This is a genomic window from Pantoea sp. SM3, from assembly GCF_000963995.1.
In the GTDB taxonomy this organism is placed as follows: Bacteria; Pseudomonadota; Gammaproteobacteria; order Enterobacterales; family Enterobacteriaceae; genus Pantoea; species Pantoea rwandensis_B.
The window spans coordinates 108192-125905 of sequence record NZ_JZRD01000002.1; the positions used below are offsets into that span (position 1 = coordinate 108192).

A 17714-nucleotide genomic window follows, 5' to 3' on the forward strand; every position below is an offset into this window, starting at 1 on the left:
TTACGCATGAAATTGTTGCAAATGAGTGCGGCGTTGGTCGCCGCCAGCGTGCTGGCGGGCTGTGCGCCTAAAGGCCCAGAGCCGATCTATTACTGGGGCGATTATCAGCAGCAGATCTACAGCTACTACAAAAAAGATACGGATCCGGCTAAGCAGATCGACGCCTTAAATCTCGATATTGAGAAAGCCAAAGCCGTAAACAAACCTGTCGCACCGGGTCTACATGCACAGCTCGGTTTGCTGTATGCCAAAACGGGTGAGACGGATAAGGCCTTCGGTCAGTTTGCCACGGAAAAACAGCTGTTCCCGGAATCCGCGCCTTACATGGACTTTCTGATGAAGAAAAAAGGAGTCGCTCAATGAAAAAGCTGATTGCCGTGGGTGGCGTGCTGGCTGCGCTGTTGCTAACGGGCTGTGTCCCACACAAAAAACCGTATGATTACAGTGCGTTCCGCGCCAGCAAACCTGCTTCAATTCTGGTGTTGCCAGCCGATAACAAAGCGCCAGATGTTAACGCGTCACATAGCTTTACCTCGCAGGTGACACGACCGCTAGCAGAAGCCGGTTATTACGTGTTCCCGGTTGCCGTGGTGGAAGAGACTTTCCAGCAGAACGGTTTGACCAACGGTCATGAAATTCAGGCCGTTAGCACACAGCGTTTGCATGAGATCTTTAACGCTGACAGTGCACTGTACATTTCGGTCACCGATTATGGCACCAGCTATCAGGTGATTCAGAGCGTGACACGCGTGACAGCCACTGCAAGATTAGTGGATCTGCGCAGCGGCAAGGAGATCTGGCAGGGCTTTGCCACGGCGAATGATGCGGAAGATGGCAATAACAACAATGGCGGCATTATTGGGATGTTGGTAACGGCGGCCGTGAAGCAAATTGCCAGTAACGTGAGTGACAAAGCGCATACTATTGCGGATGTCACCAGCGCCCGCCTGCTGGCGCAGAACGAGCAGGGCGGATTGCTGACTGGCCCGCGCTATAAAATTGCTGTGGCACGCTAACCGCAGCCCGCTAAATCGCAGCTGGACGGTAAGGCCATGATTTCGCCGACAGCCACGTAAAACTTGCGCCGTTACAGACAGCCTGTAACGGCGCGATTACTCCAGCAACCAATCACTATTCCCCCGGCAGCTCCAGCTTGCTGTAACCCAGTCCATTCATCTTACGCACTCGGATCTGCACCGGGATGCGCTCTTTCATTGCCTCAACGTGACTGATCACGCCGATGGTTTTACCGCTGGCGTTCAGTGCGTCGAGGGCGTCCAGCGCGGTGTCGAGCGTTTCAGCGTCCAGCGTGCCGAAGCCTTCATCAAGGAACAGCGATTCAATGCGCGTTTTATGGCTGACCAGATCTGACAGCGCCAGTGCCAACGCGAGGCTGACAAGGAAACTTTCGCCGCCTGACAGCGTGCGGGTGTCGCGCGTGGCATCGGCCTGCCAGGTATCGACCACTTCCAATTCCAGCTCATCGGTGACGCGGCGTTGCAGGAGGTAGCGCCCGTGCAAACGGTCGAGCTGCCGGTTCGCCAGCCATACCAGATGATCGAGCGTCAAGCCCTGGGCGAAGCGACGGAATTTATCGCCTTTGGCTGAACCGATTAAATCATTCAGGCGACCCAGTTGTGTCAGCTCTACCTCGTCATTGGCAATCTGCGTCAGTAACGATTGCTGCTGCTGGCGCTGCTGGGCATCGCTGTGCAGCTGCTGCTGCGCTTCACCTTGCTGGCGGGCATTGTCACGCAGTGCCACACGCAGTGATTCCAGCTGTTCAGCGAGACCCGTCGCCACCTCGTCACTTAAGGCTGCAGGGCGCTGTTGCTGATGGGCTGTGACGCGCTGTGCCAGCTGTTGGCGCAGCGCGATCTGCTGCTGACGCTGTTGCTCCAGCGTTTGCAGATGCTGGCGCAGATGCTGCATATCCTGTTCGTCCAGCAATGCACTGCGCAATGCCTGCTCGTCGATGAAATCGCTCTGCTGGAGTGCGCTGTTAAACGCCGTTTCCGCAGCCTGTATGCGCAGCTGCATGGCTTGCAGTTGGCTATCAATCTGCTCACATTGACCATTCAGGCTATGCAGCTGGCTTTGTGCCTGCTGCCACTGCTGCAACTGCTGTGCCAGCGCTTGTTCGCACTGTTGCAGTGTGGCCTGCTGCTGCTGGCGTGCGGCGCTCACCTGGCGATCGCCAAACAGCTGCTGGCGCTGCTGCTGCTGTTCTGCATGTTGCTGTTGCAGGCTGCTAAGCGCGTGCTGCAAGGCCTCCAGCTGCTGCTGCTCGCGCGTCAGATTATTTTGCAGGTTGCTCTGCTCGCTGTCGGCGGTAGCCAGCTGTGGCTGTAGCTCGGCCAGCAAGCGCTCACTCTGCTGCCAGGCTTGCCAGCGCTGCTGCAATGTGGCCAGCCAGCTGGCGCGGGTATCGCGATCGGGCAGCGCGAACTGATGTGCCGTTAACTGTTGTTCCAGCTGCTGCGCTAACTGCTGCCATGAGCTGTGTGCCTGCGTTTCACGCTGGTTCAGCTCATCAAGCGTTTGCTGTAGGTTGTTCAGCTGCTGCTGTGCCAGCAGTTGTGCGCTTTGCCGCTGTTGCCACTGCTGTTGCTGTAACAGATGCGCATCTTTGGCCTGTTGCAGCGCTCGCGCCGCATTTTCGCGCTGCTGCAGTTGCTGCTGCTGCGCCGCTTCCTGCTCATCCTGCTGCTGTTGCCACGCCGTAAAGACATCTTGCTGATCCAGCGTGCAGGTAAGTGCCAGCTCACCGCTGAGGCCTTGCCAATGCTCGCGTGCGACCGCGAGTTGCTGCTCGAATTCGGCGATCTCTTGTTGCAGTACCTGCTGCTGTTGCAATGCGAGCTTTTGCTGCTCACTTTTCGCGGTGCCCGACTCTTTAAGCTTACTGACCAGCGCTTCCTGCGCCGCCAGTCGCTGCTGGTTTTCGCCCGGTTGTAATTGCTGATACTGCTCAATAGCCGGATGCTGGAATGAGCCGCACAGTGGGCAGGGCTGCTCGGGCTGCAGCCGGGCGCGTTCATCAGCCAGCTGTGCGATGGTGCGCTCCAGCTCGCAGATTTTGCGAATATCCAGCAGTGCCTGATGCTCACGCTTGTAGTCCTCGCGCAGCGCCTGCAAGGCTTGTTCATCGCGCTGATGCTGTTGTTGTAACTGTGCCCGTTTTTGTTGCCGCAGTTGCAACTGCGGCTGCAATGACTGCCAGCGTGCCGCCAATAAGCTGAGCTGGTGGCGTGGCGCGCGCTGATGTTGATGCTGGGCCAGCGCGGCACGCAGCGCAGTGCTGTTGAAGGCGGTTTCAAGTGAAGTGAGTGCCTGCTCCGCTTGCTGGCGTTGCTGGCTGGCCTGCGCCTCAGCCAGTTGCAAAGGTTGCAACGCGCGATCACCTTCGGCAATCGCCTGCTGCTGCTGTGTCAGCAGTGCGTTTTGCTGTTGCTGTTGTGCACGAAGTTGCGTTAGCGCCTGTTCGCGTTCATCGAAACGAGCGATATCGGCCTGCCAGCGCGTCAGCTCTGGCCCCCAGAGCGCCACCGCCGCTTCACGGTTGCGAAATGTCTGTTGTTCTGCCAGTTGCTGCTGTAAGCGCTCACGGGTTAGCTGATGCTGATTGAGCGCGTTTTGGCTTTGCTGCACTGTCTGTGACTGCTGCGCATGCAGGCGCTGCTGCTCCGTCAACTGCTGTGCACGACTGGCGATCTGTTGATCGAGCGTAATCACTTGTTCGGTCAGCAAAGTTTCCAACTGCTGCTGATCGGCGAGTGCCTGCTCGCGTGCCTGCTGTGCCGCTTGATAACTTTTTTCACCCTGCTGCAGCGCGGTTTGCGCATTTTGCTGCTGGGTGTGTAACTGCTGCGCCTGCTGAGTGGCGAGCTGTTGATCTTGTTGCAATTGCTCACGCTGCTGAAGTTTTTCTCGCAGCTTCTCAGCCGGTTCCGCACGTGCCAGGCGCTGGCGATCGCTCTCCGCCTGCTGCCATGCCTGCTCGGCATCCTGGTTCGCCTGTTCGGCTTGCTGCTGCTCCTGCGTCAGCTGGTGAGATTGTGTCAGCCACTGTTGCTGTTGTTGCGCCTGCTCAAGCTGATCGCTCAGCATTTTTTCCTGAGCCGTTAACGCTTCAACTTGCTGCATCAGTTCAGTGCGACGCCCCTCATCCAGCAACATCATGCCGCCAGCGCGCGCGCGCAATGTCTCCAGATCGCTGCGTGCGGTACGCCAGCGTTCGTAAATCTGCATCGAAATCTGGCCGTAAATCTCTGTGCCGGTCAGCTCTTCCAGCAGTTCGGCACGCTCGCCCGGTTTGGCGTTAAGGAAGGCAGCGAATTGACCCTGCGACAGCATCATTGAACGGGTAAAACGGTCAAAATCGAGGCCGGAAAGAGTTTCGATGAGCTTGAGTTTGTCACCGACCTTATCGGCCACAATCTGGTTATCCGCCACGCGCGCCAGCTCGACGCGCGGTGCCTGCAATTTGCCATCGGCCTGGCCACGCGCGCGGTTCTGGCTCCAGAAGGCGCGCCAGGCTTCGCCTTTAATCTCAAATTCCACTTCCGCCAGGCATTCGGCAGTGTCACGCGTAATCAGTTCGTTTTGTGTCTGCGACAGCACGCCAAGGCGCGGCGTCTGGTGGTAGAGCGCCAGGCAAATGGCATCCAGCAAGGTGGTTTTACCCGCGCCGGTCGCGCCGGTAATGGCAAATAAGCCGTTGCTGGCGAAGGGTTCACGACGAAAATCGATAAACCATTCACCGCGCAGCGCGTTGAGGTTCTTGAAGCGTAACGTCAGGATTTTCATGCAGACGGATTCTCCAGCGCGGCGAGAGTCGTGCGGAACAGTTGCGTGAGCTGCTCGGCTTGTTCGGCATCCAGCTGTTCTTCCTGCGCCAGACGGCGAGCAAACACCTCTTCAACTTTCAATTCGCTCAGGGTTTCGTTATCCATACGCGCCAGGCTGCGCTGGCGCTGTTCGCGGCTGCGGCGCACCAGCAGGACTTCCACCGGCAGGGCTTCGGTCAACTGTTCCACGCGGCGCTGCAAATCACTCAAATATTCCTGAGTGGTAATTTCAATATCCAGCCACACCGGCTGTCCGGCATCGCTATCGCTAAACTGCGCCAGCTGCTGCTCAATCTCAGCCATTGAGCCCTTTAACATCTGCATGGGCTGGAACAGCGGGATCGGGAGGGGGGTGACGCGATTGAGCTGATCGCTGAACTCCACCAGGAATACGCTTTTTTCACGTCCCAGTTCGTCAAAACTGAGCGGAATGGGTGAGCCGCTGTAGCGAATATGCTCGCTATCGGCAATACGCTGAGCCCGGTGAATGTGGCCGAGCGCGATATAATCAGCGGGAGGAAACGCCTGCGCCGGAAAGGCGTCGAGCGTGCCGATGTAAATATCGCGTACCGAGTCGCTTTTCGTTACCCCAACGGTGGTGAGATGCCCGGTGGCAATGATGGGGAGTGCGCGATCGGCACGTTCAGTCAGCGCCGCGGCATAACATTGCTGATAATGCTGCTCAATCGCTTCCAGCAGTGAGATCTGCTTCTCGCGCCCGGATTGTCCTGCCTGGCTGCGCAGAATGTCGCGCGGGCGTAAATAGGGAATGGCGCACAGCAGCGCGCCCGGCGTGCCATCGCGCTGATGCAGCGTCAGCACCTGTTGTTCGCCCTGCGGCGTGGCGCTGGTGATCACTCGGGTATTTAGACAGGCAAGCAACTCGCGCGATTCATTGAGTGTGGCAACGGAATCATGGTTGCCTGCCAGCACAATCAGCTGGCACTGCGTTGGTTGCAGCGCTACCACAAAGCGGTTATACATCTCGCGCGCATAGCTTGGCGGCGAACCGGTATCAAACAGGTCGCCGGCGATGATTAAGGCATCCACCTGATGCAGGGCAATCTGGGCCAGCAACCAGTCGAGAAAGGCCTGATGCTCAGCCGCCCGGCTTTTGCTGTAAAAGAACTGACCGAGATGCCAATCCGCGGTGTGAATGATGCGCATGAATACTCCCTGCTTCGTTAAGCGAACGCGAATTATAACCTCTTCAGATCGCAAAGAAAAAAAAGCGATAATCGTTGTCTCATTTCTGTTTTTTAACTATTTATCATAGGTCGGGTTTTTCATAAAAGTGTCATAAAAGTGACGCATAATGGCGCCGCAAATCCCAGTGACAAGCCGTCACAACAGCAGGAGTTATAATGGCTAAGCGCATTTTGGTTGTGGAAGACGAAGCTCCCATCCGTGAAATGTTATGTTTCGTGCTGGAACAGAATGATTACCAGCCTATTGAGGCAGAAGACTACGACAGCGCGATTGGTAAGCTGATCGAACCCTGGCCGGATCTCATTCTGCTGGACTGGATGTTGCCGGGAGGCAGCGGTATTCAGTTTATTAAACATTTGAAACGTGAAGCCATGACGCGCGACATCCCGGTGATGATGCTGACGGCACGCGGCGAAGAAGAGGATCGTGTACGCGGTCTGGAAGTCGGCGCCGATGACTACATCACCAAGCCTTTCTCACCGAAAGAGCTGATGGCACGTATCAAAGCGGTGATGCGCCGTATTTCACCGATGGCGGTGGAAGAGGTGATTGAGATGCAGGGCCTGAGCCTGGATCCTTCCTCGCATCGCGTGATGTCGGAAAGCACCCCGCTGGAAATGGGACCGACCGAATATAAATTGCTGCACTTCTTTATGACGCACCCGGAGCGTGTTTACAGCCGCGAGCAGCTGCTGAACCACGTATGGGGCACCAACGTTTACGTTGAAGATCGTACTGTTGATGTGCATATCCGTCGTTTACGTAAAGCACTGGAAGTATCTGGCCACGATCGCATGGTTCAAACCGTACGCGGAACAGGGTATCGTTTCTCTGCCCGCTACTAAACGGAGTCTTTTACCGTGCTGGAACGACTCTCCTGGAAGAGATTATTGACTGAGCTGGCGCTGGTCTGTTTGCCCGCGCTGGTGCTTGGTCTGTTGTTCGGTTATCTGCCCTGGCTGCTGTTGATTGCAGTAGCGGGTGTGATGTTTTGGCACTTTAGAAACCTGATGCGTCTGTCGCACTGGCTGTGGGTCGATCGTTCTATGACGCCACCTGCCGGGCGCGGTAGCTGGGAACCGTTGTTCTACGGCTTGTACCAGATGCAACTGCGTAACCGTCGCCGTCGTCGTGAGCTGGGTAACCTGATTAAGCGCTTCCGCAGCGGCGCGGAGTCCCTGCCCGATGCAGTGATTCTGACCACCGAAGAGGGCACCATTTTCTGGTGCAACGGGTTGGCACAACAGCATCTTGGGCTACGCTGGCCGGAAGATAATGGCCAGAACATCCTCAACTTGCTGCGCTATCCTGAGTTTTCCCGCTATATCCGCCAGCGCGATTTTGACAAGCCGCTGACGCTGGTGCTGAACAATCAACATCATATGGAGTTCCGTGTGATGCCCTACAGCGAAGGGCAATGGTTGATGGTGGCGCGCGATGTCACGCAGATGCACCAGTTGGAAGGGGCACGACGTAACTTCTTTGCCAACGTCAGTCATGAACTGCGTACGCCGTTAACGGTGTTGCAGGGCTATCTGGAAATGATGGACGATGCGACGATGAACGAGCGCACGCGCAGTAAGGCGTTGCACACCATGCAGGAGCAGACACGTCGCATGGATAGCCTGGTGAAACAGTTGCTGACCTTGTCGCGTATCGAGGCCGCGCCCGCTATCGATCTCAAAGAGACTGTGGATGTTCCGGGCATGCTGCAACTGTTGCAGCGCGAGGCGGAAACGCTCAGCCAGGGCCGGCACAGCATTCATTTCCACACCGATCCGCACCTCAAAGTCTTCGGCAATGACGAACAGCTCCGCAGCGCCATTTCCAATCTGGTCTACAACGCAGTGAATCACACGCCGGACGGAACGCGACTGGATATCAGCTGGTTGCGCAGCAAAGAAGGGGCGGAGTTCAAAGTGTGTGATAACGGCCCGGGGATCAGCGAGGAGCATTTGCCTCGCCTGACCGAGCGTTTCTATCGGGTGGATAAAGCCCGCTCGCGCGCCACCGGCGGCAGCGGCTTAGGATTGGCGATCGTTAAGCATGCCTTGAGCCACCATAATGCGCGGCTGGAAATCACCAGTATTCCGCATCAGGAAACTTGTTTTAGTTTCGTGCTGCCGCCACGTTTGATTGTGGCGAAGAGCGTGCACAGTAAGGTCAGTTAAGCACGATCAAGTGGCGCAATTGATTGCGTGATGAATCGCGGCGCGACAGAATGTGCAGTTCAATGTTCATGACCTGATTTGCGGAATACCTGATGAAATCGCTGTTGCTGTTCACGTTGCTGCTGTGCTCTACGCTGGCACAAAGCCAACAAACCATGCTCACCGGCAATTTGAGCAGCGTCGGTTCCGATACCCTCGGCTATCTGATGACCTTATGGGGCGAGGATTTCAGCCGCCAGTCACCGGGCGTTAACGTTCAGGTACAGGCGGCTGGATCTTCAACCGCCCCCACCGCGCTGGCTGCAGGTGCTGCCCAACTTGGGGCGATGAGCCGCCCAATGCAAATTGATGAACGCCAACTGTTTACCGCGCGCTATGGCTATCCCCCGCTGGCGGTGCCCGTGGCGATGGATGCGCTGGTGGTGGTGGTCAATCAGGACAACCCGCTAACGCGTATCGATCAACCGCAACTCGATGCCCTTTTCTCTGTCACTCGCCTGTGTGGAGCGCACTCGGTGCCGCAGCACTGGGGCGATCTTGGCCTCGACCAGAGTGATTGGGCGCGACGCAGTATTCAGCGTTTTGGCCGTAATTCGGCATCAGGTACCTGGGGCTTCTTCAAACAGCAGGCGCTGTGTAAAGGGGATTTCCGTTCCGACGTCGCAGAGTTTCCCGGCTCGGCGGCGGTGGTGCAAGCGGTTGCGGCGACGCCTAACAGTATTGGTTATGCCAGTTTTGGCTTTCACCTGAGTGGCGTGAAGATGGTGCCGATCGTCACCGCCAGCGGCGATAGCGTGATGCCGGACGCCGAAACCATTCGCAGTGGCCGTTATCCGTGGTCGCGCCCGCTCTATATTTACGTCAATAAAGCGCCGGGCAAACCGCTGCCACCGCTGGTGAATGCGTTCTTACATCAGGTGTTATCACCAGAAGGGCAGCGCCGGGTAACGGAAGCCGGGTATTTGCCACTTTCCGAAAGTCAGATGGCCCAGGCGCGCGCCGCCATTGAGTAAATTTGAAGAACGAGCATCCGATCATGAATTTTATTCACGTCACCTGAATTTTCTTCCATTGCCCAATTTGTTTCAGCATGTCACTCTTTCTGAACATTTAGCCATCCAGATGGCTATAAATAACCAGATGAAATTATACCCTGACGCAATTATGCGTTTAGCCAGGAGTGAACATGCCACAACAACAACCGTTCCGTGCCGATACCGTCGGCAGTTTTCTGCGTCCTGCGGCGATCAAGCAAGCGCGCGTGCAGTTTGCTAATGGCGAGATCACGGCTGAGCAGCTGCGTCAGGTAGAAGATGAAGCAATCCGCCACGTGGTCGAACAGCAGCGTGCCAACGGCTTGCAGGTGGTCACTGATGGCGAGTTCCGGCGCGCCTGGTGGCACTTTGACTTCTTTGGCGATCTGCAAGGCGTTGAGCTATTTGAAGCGGAGCAGGGCATTCAGTTCAACGGCGTACAAACCAAAGCGCACGGCGTGAAAGTCACAGGCAAAGTAGCCTTTAATCCAAATCACCCGATGCTGGATCACTTCCGCTTTCTGAAGAGCATTGCGGGCGATGCCGTGGCGAAGATGACCATCCCAAGCCCAAGCGTGCTGCACTTCCGCGGTGGGCGTAAGGTGATCGATGCCACCGTCTATCCCGATCTGAAAGAGTACTTTGCTGACCTGGCGCAGACTTACAAAGATGCGATCGCGGCTTTCTACGCGGCGGGCTGCCGTTTTCTGCAACTGGATGACACCGTTTGGGCTTACCTGTGCTCTTCGGATCAGCAGCAGCAGATCCGTGAGCGTGGTGAAGATCCGCAGGAACTGGCGCGTATTTACGCTGAGGTGCTGAACGAAGCGCTGGAAGATAAACCGGCTGATCTGACCATTGGTCTGCACGTGTGCCGCGGCAACTTCCGCTCAACCTGGATTTCCGAAGGCGGCTATGAGCCGGTGGCCGAGATTCTGTTTGGGCAGGTGAATATTGATGCCTACTTCCTCGAATATGACAACGAGCGTTCCGGTGGTTTTGAACCGCTGCGCTTTCTCAAACCCGGCCATCAGCAAGTGGTATTGGGTCTGATCACCACCAAAAACGGTGAACTGGAAGATCCGGATCAGGTGAAAGCGCGCCTGCAGGAAGCTTCGCAGTTTGTTAGCCTGAACCAGATTTGCCTCAGCCCACAGTGTGGCTTTGCCTCGACAGAAGAGGGCAACAGCCTGACGGAAGAGCAGCAGTGGCAGAAGATTCGTCTGGTAGTGGATATCGCTAATCAAGTGTGGTGATGCTGTAAACTTGTGCAAACAGGCGCGTAAATCGCGCCTTTTGTGCATCTGAAAGCCAAATTTTGCGAGGAGATCTCCCGCAATGCGGAAACTTTAAGCAAATCATCTGAGGTGTTTTCGCGCTATTTCCCGCTGATACACTGCTTTGTATCACTTTCTTGTTATATCCTTCTGGTTTTCCGATCCCGTATTGCCTTTCTTCGCTATAAACGTTTTAATTTGCGCCGTTGTCGATTTATCCCTCTGCGAACAGAAGAAAAGTAGATTAAATCACCTGCGCTTTAACGATTAGGCCCGCATAACGCTCTGACTTCATCAGGTAAGCCTTTGTTTTCGCGCATGCAGAGGACAACACGCACTCAACTTCCACCGCAACATCAGCTACAGGCAGTACAGAAGTTTATGACACATCGTTTAACCTCCAAGGATATCCTGGCGCTGGGCTTCATGACGTTTGCCCTGTTCGTTGGCGCAGGAAACATTATCTTTCCACCGATGGTGGGGATTCAGTCTGGCGAACACGTCTGGATTGCCGCTTTCGGCTTTCTGATTACGGCTGTTGGCTTGCCGGTGATGACCGTTATCGCCCTGGCGCGCGTGGGCGGCGGCATTGATGCCCTCAGCTCACCGATTGGCAAAGCCGCAGGTCTGTTGCTGGCAACGGTTTGCTATCTGGCGGTCGGTCCGCTGTTTGCGACGCCGCGCACGGCTACCGTCTCGTTTGAAGTGGGGATTGCTCCGCTGACGGGTGACGGTGCACTGCCGCTGTTTATCTACAGCCTGATTTACTTTGCGCTGGTGATCGGCATCTCTCTGTATCCGGGGAAATTGCTGGACACTGTTGGCCACTTCCTCGCACCACTGAAAATCGTGGCGTTGACCATTTTGGGTATCGCTGCGCTGCTGTGGCCAGCAGGGGGGATTGCACCTGCCACGGCTGATTATCAGCGTGCGGCGTTCTCCAGTGGCTTCGTCAACGGCTACCTGACAATGGATACGCTGGGTGCGCTGGTGTTCGGTATTGTGATTGTCAATGCTGCACGTTCTCGCGGCGTTGAAGATGCGAAACTGCTGACCCGTTACACCATGCTGGCGGGCGTGATTGCCGGTGTTGGATTGACGCTGGTGTATCTGAGCCTGTTCAAACTCGGTTCTGGCAGCGCCGGCCTGGTCGATCAGAATGCCAATGGTGCGGCGATTCTGCATGCGTATGTGCAGCAGACCTTTGGCGGTATGGGCAGCTTCTTCCTGGCGGCACTGATCTTCGTGGCTTGCATGGTCACGGCGGTTGGCCTGACCTGCGCCTGTGCAGAATTCTTTGCGCAATACCTGCCGTTGTCGTATAAGACGCTGGTCTTTATTCTGGGTCTGTTCTCGATGGTGGTGTCGAATCTCGGCCTGAGCCACTTGATTCAGATCTCTATTCCGGTGCTGACGGCGATTTACCCACCGTGCATCGTGCTGGTGGTGCTGAGCTTCACCCTGAAATGGTGGAATAAGAGCGCGCGTATTATCGCGCCAACCATGCTGGTTAGCCTGCTGTTTGGCATCGTTGATGCCATGAAAACCACCCATTTTAAAGATGTGCTGCCGCTGTTCAGCCAGCATCTGCCGCTGGCCGATCAGGGACTTTCCTGGTTGCCGCCATCATTGGTGATGCTGGTGATTGCTGCGGTGGTGGATCGGGCAAAAGGACGCGAACAAGTCGCTGTCCACCAGTAAGCGACATTGCTGTTAATTTCAACCACGGGCTTGCCCGTGGTTTTTTCATTTACAAGGTATTGGTGTTATGCAAGAAACCAACAAGCTCAAACGCGGACTGAGCACGCGCCACATCCGTTTTATGGCGCTGGGATCGGCAATCGGTACCGGGCTGTTTTACGGCTCGGCGGATGCGATCAAAATGGCAGGACCCAGCGTGCTGCTGGCGTACATCATCGGCGGTGCGGTGGCGTACATCATCATGCGTGCATTGGGTGAGATGTCAGTGAATAACCCGCAGGCCAGCTCGTTTTCGCGCTACGCGCAGGACTATCTGGGGCCGTTAGCGGGTTACATCACCGGCTGGACCTACTGTTTTGAAATCCTGATTGTGGCGATTGCCGACGTGACGGCTTTTGGTATCTACATGGGCGTGTGGTTCCCGGAAGTGCCGCACTGGATTTGGGTGTTGTCGGTGGTGCTGATTATTGGTGCGATTAACCTGATGAGCGTGAAGGTGTTTGGCGAAGTGGAGTTCTGGTTCTCCTTCTTCAAAGTTGCCACCATCATCATCATGATCATCGCCGGTTTTGGCATGATTTTCTGGGGCATCGGCAACGGCGGACAGCCAACAGGTATCCATAACCTGTGGACCAACGGTGGCTTCTTCGCTCATGGCATTGTGGGCATGCTGCTGTCATTGCAGATGGTGATGTTTGCCTATGGCGGCATTGAGATTATCGGGATTACCGCCGGTGAAGCGGAAGAGCCAGAGAAGTCGATCCCACGCGCCATCAATTCGGTTCCGCTGCGCATTCTGGTGTTCTATGTCGGTACGCTGTTTGTCATCATGTCGATCTATCCGTGGAACCAGGTCGGCACCTCCGGCAGTCCTTTTGTGCTGACCTTCCAGCATTTGGGCATTGCGGCTGCGGCATCGATTCTTAACTTTGTGGTATTGACGGCGTCACTCTCGGCGATCAACAGCGACGTGTTTGGCGTCGGGCGTATGCTGCACGGCATGGCGCAGCAGGGCCACGCGCCGAAGATGTTCCAGAAGGTCTCGGATCGCGGGATTCCTTGGGTCACCGTGCTGGTGATGATGGTGGCGATGCTGATCGCGGTGTATCTCAACTACCTGATGCCGGAAAAAGTGTTCCTGGTGATCGCGTCATTGGCGACCTTCGCCACGGTGTGGGTCTGGATCATGATTCTGCTGTCGCAAATTGCGTTTCGCCGCAAAATTGGCAAAGAGCAGGCAGGTAAACTGCAATTCGCCTTGCCAGGCGGCAGCAAAACGGCCTGGGTTGGCGTGGCTTTCCTGGTGTTCATCATTGCCTTGATCGGTTATTTCCCTGACACGCGTGTGTCGCTGTATGTCGGCTTCGCGTGGATTGTGTTGCTGTTGCTGGCCTGGCCGCTGGCGAAGAAACGTAAAGCCTGATTATCCCGATGCGCATAACGGGCTGAGTGCTTGCCCGTTAAGCGTGGTGAGAGGGTTATCCTTCAGGGCGGGAGAGATTCCCGCTCTGAGCTTTTGAGCAGGGTAAACGTGCTCAACGTTTCAGATCGTAGCGCAACTACCAATTGCTCCCCAACGCAATCTCGCCGCCCGCCGGACTCAGGTGATTGTCGTCATAATAGAGCGGCAATCCTCCGCTGGTGATCAAACAGCCCTGTTCATTACACAGATTCTCTCGCAGTGATAGCACGCGTACGCCTTGTTGCTTATAGCGCTGCAATAATTTCTCCACGGCCTCTTCCGGGAACTGGAACAATCTGGTGCGCTCAGAGAGCAGCGGCGGGGCTTCCCACTTGCTCAGCCAGGCGCTCAGTTCGCGACGAATCGGGATGTTACGGTTATTGCTGTAGCGGAGTGGGTCGACATCCACTGAGGGGGCATCCTCAATGACCGTGACCTTTTTTCCCGCCTGAGTCAGCTGGGCCACCACGCGATCCATACCCGCTTGCAGCGCCTCCAGGTTACTCTTCTCGGGATGGCCGGTTTCGCGGAAGCCAGCACCGGGTAACAGGCTCATACCCGATGCCCAATAGGCGCTGATCACCACTTCGTCCACCTTGTCGCTCAGCACCATTTTCAGTACTTCCTGATTAAAGGTGATGCATTGCTGCGCATGATGTGGCATTTGGCTCACCACGCGCGTGGCACCAATCAGAAACGGACAGGAAGCTTTGGTAAGTTGATATAGCGGTTTATGCTGACGTTGTGCATAGCCCGACACCGAAGCACGCAGTGCGGCAGCGTGACTGTCGCCAATTAAGGCGATACCGGGGCGATCGGTGTTTGGATGACACTCCTCATGCCCGGAGGGCAGGTTTGCCCCATAATCAAGCAAGCACGGATTACGCTGCGCCGAAATTTTCCAGCTGTCCGCATTGACGACGAGTTCACTAACCCGCGATTTCATGCCCCCGGTTTGCCACAACAGCAGCATCGCGCCCGCCGCAATAAGGGATGAGGCACAGTAGCCGGGGATCACCCAACGCGTGCCCGTGCGCGTCTGGCGGAAGGGCTGCTCGACAAAGCGCCACGAAAACCAGGCCAGACCCAGCGCTGCGCCGCTGATCATCAGACCTTGCCAGACGGTAAGGGGATGATCGCTACAGATGCGCGCCAGGCTCAGCAGCGGCCAATGCCACAGGTACCAGGAATAAGAGATCTTGCCGATAAAGCGCATCAGCGGATTTTCTAACAGTAACAGGTTAAGCTCGCTGCGCGCACCGATCATCAGGCAACCCGCCAGCACGGGAATGATCGCCAACCAGCCCGGAAATTGGCTATGGCTACTGAGCAACAGGCTGGCGGAGATTATCATCAACCAGCCCAGTAAATTGAGCAGGCTGGCCGCTCGGCCAGTGAGCGGTTGTGGTTTCCACAGCGCCAGCAGCACACCGGCACCGAGTTCCCAGGCGCGGGTTGGCAACAGATAAAAGGCCTGGGTGGTGGCATACGGTGTGATCCCGATACAGGCCACCAAAGAGATCACACTCAGTATCAGTACCACAGAGCGCATCGAACGTTTGAGTCGTACGGCCAAAAGCAGAATGAAGGGCAGCACAATATAGAACTGTTCTTCTATTCCCAATGACCAGGTCATGAGCAGGGGATTTAAATCGGAATCGGTACTGAAATAGTCGCCGCTCTTGAGTAACAGCATATTGGGTACGGCGATAAATACCGACAGGCTGTATTTGGCTAGCTGGCTGAACTCCAGTGGTGAGAGCAGGATAAAGCCCAGTAGTAGCAATATCGTCATCATGAAAAATAACGCGGGGGCGATACGTCGAATGCGGCGTAAATAGAATTGATAAAATGAGAAGCGACCCTCGGATATTTCTTTGCTGATAATACCGCCGATCAGAAAACCGGAAATAACAAAGAAAAGGTCGACACCAATAAAACCGCCCTGCAGCGAGGTAACGCCGGAATGAAAAAGCACCACCAGAATTATGGCGACGGCGCGCAGGCCGTCAATATCCGCCCGATAGCGGTGAGAGGCATTCGCAGTCATAATTTAACCCAGAAGTTAGGATAAGGTTGGTTATGCGTTCCAGAAAAAATAAATCGGCGCATCCTGTCGCCGAAAAAAGTTACAAAGGAGAAAAATGTGTATTACAAGGGATGATTGACGCTGACAGAATACGCGCTTTTAGCCGCTAAATATCAGGGCGGAAGAAAATTAGAATAATCGCACTATAGGGTGTGATTTATATTTGCCGGGCTGAAGCATAAACAGCGAAAAGATAAGCCTGGATTATCCTTCAGGCTTATCTTTTATGATGTGGTAAATCAGCTACAGGCTGATATGCGCGGGTAACAGCGCTTTGAGCTGGGGGTAGAGAACGGAATTGGCGAGCAGCACAGGATTGCCCTGCTGCAGACCGTTGTGACCAAGGTAATCATTGGTTATGCCGCCGGCCTCACGCATCAACACAATACCGGGTAACCCGTCCCACGGATTCATGTGAGCTTCGTAATAACCAATTAAACGACCGGCGGCGGCCCAGGCACTCATTAATGCGCCGGAACCATTACGGATGAACATGCCACCCTGTGACAGCAATCCACCAATAAACGCCGTCAACGGCTCCACGGGTTGGCTGTTGGAACTGCTAATGCCAAGCACGCCCTGATTAAGCTGCTGTGCGCTGTGTGCCTGGATACGTTTTTCGTTAACCCATGCGCCTTTACCACGGCAGGCGTGGAAGGTTTCATGATGGTTGGGATCGCAGACCACGCCAATTACCGGCTCATTTTCACAAACTATCGCCAGTGACACGCACCAGTTATGTAATCCATTCAGGAAGTTACTGGTACCGTCAATGGGATCGATCACCCAGATAAAGCGCGCGCCTGCGGTATCGCCGCCGCTCTCTTCACCCAATACGGCATCATCAGGAAAGCGCTCGCGAATCAGATGCTTGACCAGTTCTTCCACGTTGCGGTCCGCTTCGCTGACCACATCCTGTAAATCCTTTTTATGCTCAATCACCAGTTGATGACGCTGCTGATACCAGGATAAAGCGCGGCTGGCTGCAGTTTTAGCGACATCACAGGCAAAGTGATAACGCGCGTCAAGTTCGGTTAGCGTAGCTGATGACATCTTTCCCTCTTATCATTTTCTGGCAAACGAAGTGACAAAAAACGCCGAAAAAGGCGACCTGGCGGTGTGACCTACTTAACAAAAGTTAAGAAAGGTTTCATTAAGCCGCAGATGACTGCGGCTGGCAAGAGGCGGAAATGCAGGGATTGTGAAAAAAAGCGGGTTTAGAGCTGCTGGTGGCGCGCAGCGTCCATCAGGCGCGGATAGAACTGGAAGAACAGCGGTTCAAGTTGCTGATAATGATCGACAAAATCCTGATAGGAGTCGCGCAGTGCTGCCAGGCGCGGGCGGCGATGTGCCATACCATTAAGCACGCGAGCCAAACGCGCGGGTTCAGCATAGTGCTCAAACCAGCGCTCGCGCCACATCACCGCATTCAGCTCGATAAACCCCTCTGGCGTGCCCGGCAACTGCGGCATAATTTCACGCTCAGCTGATGCGGTGAAGTCCACCAGCGATTGCGTGGGATGCAATCTATCCCAATGCAGGGCCAGGAAGTGATCCCAGATGACGTCCAGGGTAATCGGTGCAACGCGGCGCGTTTCGGCCCGGAAAAATTGCCGTGCTTCACGCACTTCCGGCAGGCTGTCGGTCAAAACATCGACGCGGCGATGCATGGCGATACCCGCCACAACCGGTTCCGGCCATTGTGACTGCACATTGCCGCGCACGAAGTCGGCCATCAGATTGCCCAGCAGGGAGCTGTTTGCCAGCTGTGCGAGGTGGAGGTGAGCGAGAAAGTTCATGGCGCATTATATACACGTCATACTTCAAGTTACAGGTGCGTTGGCTGCGCTCGCTCACCTGCATCACTGACTAAAGTGAGCACATCGTGCTGCTCCCATTTGCCACCTTTCTGTACCTCGAA

At 55.5% G+C, this 17714-nt stretch carries 13 protein-coding genes; 8 read left to right on the forward strand and 5 right to left on the reverse strand.

The genetic code is table 11. The features are described from left to right. The first annotated feature begins 6 nt into the window (after positions 1-6). Together VI01_RS01540 and VI01_RS01545 are read left to right on the forward strand one after the other, a co-directional pair. Positions 7-363 carry a DUF4810 domain-containing protein gene (locus VI01_RS01540; RefSeq protein WP_045813760.1) on the forward strand — a complete coding sequence of 119 codons (357 nt, stop codon included), beginning with the start codon at positions 7-9 and terminating at the stop codon, positions 361-363. Continuing rightward, a complete protein-coding gene (locus tag VI01_RS01545; protein WP_045813761.1) occupies positions 360-1016 on the forward strand; it encodes a DUF799 domain-containing protein in 657 nt (218 codons plus the stop codon). The genes VI01_RS01540 and VI01_RS01545 overlap by 4 nt, the downstream gene beginning before the upstream one ends. 115 nt (positions 1017-1131) lie before the next feature. On the opposite strand, the gene VI01_RS01550 is transcribed toward VI01_RS01545, so the two are convergent. Together VI01_RS01550 and sbcD are read right to left on the reverse strand one after the other, a co-directional pair. Continuing rightward, positions 1132-4809, reverse strand: coding sequence for an AAA family ATPase (locus VI01_RS01550; protein ID WP_045813762.1), 3678 nt, complete (start codon positions 4807-4809; stop codon positions 1132-1134). After that, positions 4806-6017 carry an exonuclease subunit SbcD gene (gene sbcD / locus VI01_RS01555; protein WP_045813763.1) on the reverse strand — a complete coding sequence of 404 codons (1212 nt, stop codon included), beginning with the start codon at positions 6015-6017 and terminating at the stop codon, positions 4806-4808. Before sbcD ends, VI01_RS01550 begins: the two co-directional genes overlap by 4 nt. A 197-nt stretch (positions 6018-6214) precedes the next feature. On the opposite strand from sbcD, the gene phoB reads away from it, so the two are divergent. The 6 genes from phoB (at position 6215) to proY (ending at position 13665) form a co-directional block, all read left to right on the forward strand. Then, the gene (gene phoB / locus VI01_RS01560) at positions 6215-6904 is read left to right on the forward strand and encodes a phosphate response regulator transcription factor PhoB (protein ID WP_034830536.1); all 690 of its coding nucleotides are present in this window, start codon (positions 6215-6217) and stop codon (positions 6902-6904) included. Between the two features lie 15 nt (positions 6905-6919). Continuing rightward, entirely contained in the window at positions 6920-8230 is a 1311-nt protein-coding gene (phoR, locus tag VI01_RS01565; protein ID WP_045813764.1) for a phosphate regulon sensor histidine kinase PhoR, read from the forward strand. Positions 8231-8322: 92 nt separating this feature from the next. Beyond that, on the forward strand, positions 8323-9243 hold the full coding sequence (locus tag VI01_RS01570) for a PstS family phosphate ABC transporter substrate-binding protein (RefSeq protein ID WP_045813765.1): 921 nt from the start codon (positions 8323-8325) through the stop codon (positions 9241-9243). A gap of 173 nt (positions 9244-9416) precedes the next feature. After that, on the forward strand, positions 9417-10520 hold the full coding sequence (locus VI01_RS01575) for a cobalamin-independent methionine synthase II family protein (protein ID WP_045813766.1): 1104 nt from the start codon (positions 9417-9419) through the stop codon (positions 10518-10520). A gap of 402 nt (positions 10521-10922) precedes the next feature. After that, on the forward strand, positions 10923-12242 hold the full coding sequence (gene brnQ / locus VI01_RS01580) for a branched-chain amino acid transporter carrier protein BrnQ (RefSeq protein WP_045813767.1): 1320 nt from the start codon (positions 10923-10925) through the stop codon (positions 12240-12242). 67 nt (positions 12243-12309) lie between these two features. Beyond that, positions 12310-13665 carry a proline-specific permease ProY gene (gene proY, locus VI01_RS01585; protein ID WP_038648624.1) on the forward strand — a complete coding sequence of 452 codons (1356 nt, stop codon included), beginning with the start codon at positions 12310-12312 and terminating at the stop codon, positions 13663-13665. Positions 13666-13801: 136 nt separating this feature from the next. Here proY and VI01_RS01590 read toward each other — a convergent pair whose 3' ends face one another. The 3 genes from VI01_RS01590 to VI01_RS01600 all read right to left on the reverse strand — a co-directional run bounded on the left by VI01_RS01590 (position 13802) and on the right by VI01_RS01600 (position 17592). Continuing rightward, the gene (locus VI01_RS01590; protein WP_045813768.1) at positions 13802-15754 is read right to left on the reverse strand and encodes an acyltransferase family protein; all 1953 of its coding nucleotides are present in this window, start codon (positions 15752-15754) and stop codon (positions 13802-13804) included. 282 nt (positions 15755-16036) lie between these two features. Continuing rightward, positions 16037-16846, reverse strand: coding sequence for an inositol monophosphatase (locus VI01_RS01595; RefSeq protein WP_045813769.1), 810 nt, complete (start codon positions 16844-16846; stop codon positions 16037-16039). 164 nt (positions 16847-17010) lie between these two features. After that, on the reverse strand, positions 17011-17592 hold the full coding sequence (locus VI01_RS01600; protein WP_045813770.1) for an ACP phosphodiesterase: 582 nt from the start codon (positions 17590-17592) through the stop codon (positions 17011-17013). Between the last annotated feature and the right edge of the window lie 122 nt (positions 17593-17714).

What these genes read in the sequence shown, in the direction of transcription:
- VI01_RS01540 (WP_045813760.1), top strand. Translation starts at nt 7, where the DNA reads ATGAAATTGTTGCAAATGAGTGCGGCGTTGGTCGCCGCCAGCGTGCTG.
- VI01_RS01545 (WP_045813761.1), top strand. Translation starts at nt 360, where the DNA reads ATGAAAAAGCTGATTGCCGTGGGTGGCGTGCTGGCTGCGCTGTTGCTA.
- VI01_RS01550 (WP_045813762.1), bottom strand. Translation starts at nt 4,809, where the DNA reads ATGAAAATCCTGACGTTACGCTTCAAGAACCTCAACGCGCTGCGCGGT.
- sbcD (WP_045813763.1), bottom strand. Translation starts at nt 6,017, where the DNA reads ATGCGCATCATTCACACCGCGGATTGGCATCTCGGTCAGTTCTTTTAC.
- phoB (WP_034830536.1), top strand. Translation starts at nt 6,215, where the DNA reads ATGGCTAAGCGCATTTTGGTTGTGGAAGACGAAGCTCCCATCCGTGAA.
- VI01_RS01570 (WP_045813765.1), top strand. Translation starts at nt 8,323, where the DNA reads ATGAAATCGCTGTTGCTGTTCACGTTGCTGCTGTGCTCTACGCTGGCA.
- VI01_RS01575 (WP_045813766.1), top strand. Translation starts at nt 9,417, where the DNA reads ATGCCACAACAACAACCGTTCCGTGCCGATACCGTCGGCAGTTTTCTG.
- brnQ (WP_045813767.1), top strand. Translation starts at nt 10,923, where the DNA reads ATGACACATCGTTTAACCTCCAAGGATATCCTGGCGCTGGGCTTCATG.
- proY (WP_038648624.1), top strand. Translation starts at nt 12,310, where the DNA reads ATGCAAGAAACCAACAAGCTCAAACGCGGACTGAGCACGCGCCACATC.
- VI01_RS01590 (WP_045813768.1), bottom strand. Translation starts at nt 15,754, where the DNA reads ATGACTGCGAATGCCTCTCACCGCTATCGGGCGGATATTGACGGCCTG.
- VI01_RS01595 (WP_045813769.1), bottom strand. Translation starts at nt 16,846, where the DNA reads ATGTCATCAGCTACGCTAACCGAACTTGACGCGCGTTATCACTTTGCC.
- VI01_RS01600 (WP_045813770.1), bottom strand. Translation starts at nt 17,592, where the DNA reads ATGAACTTTCTCGCTCACCTCCACCTCGCACAGCTGGCAAACAGCTCC.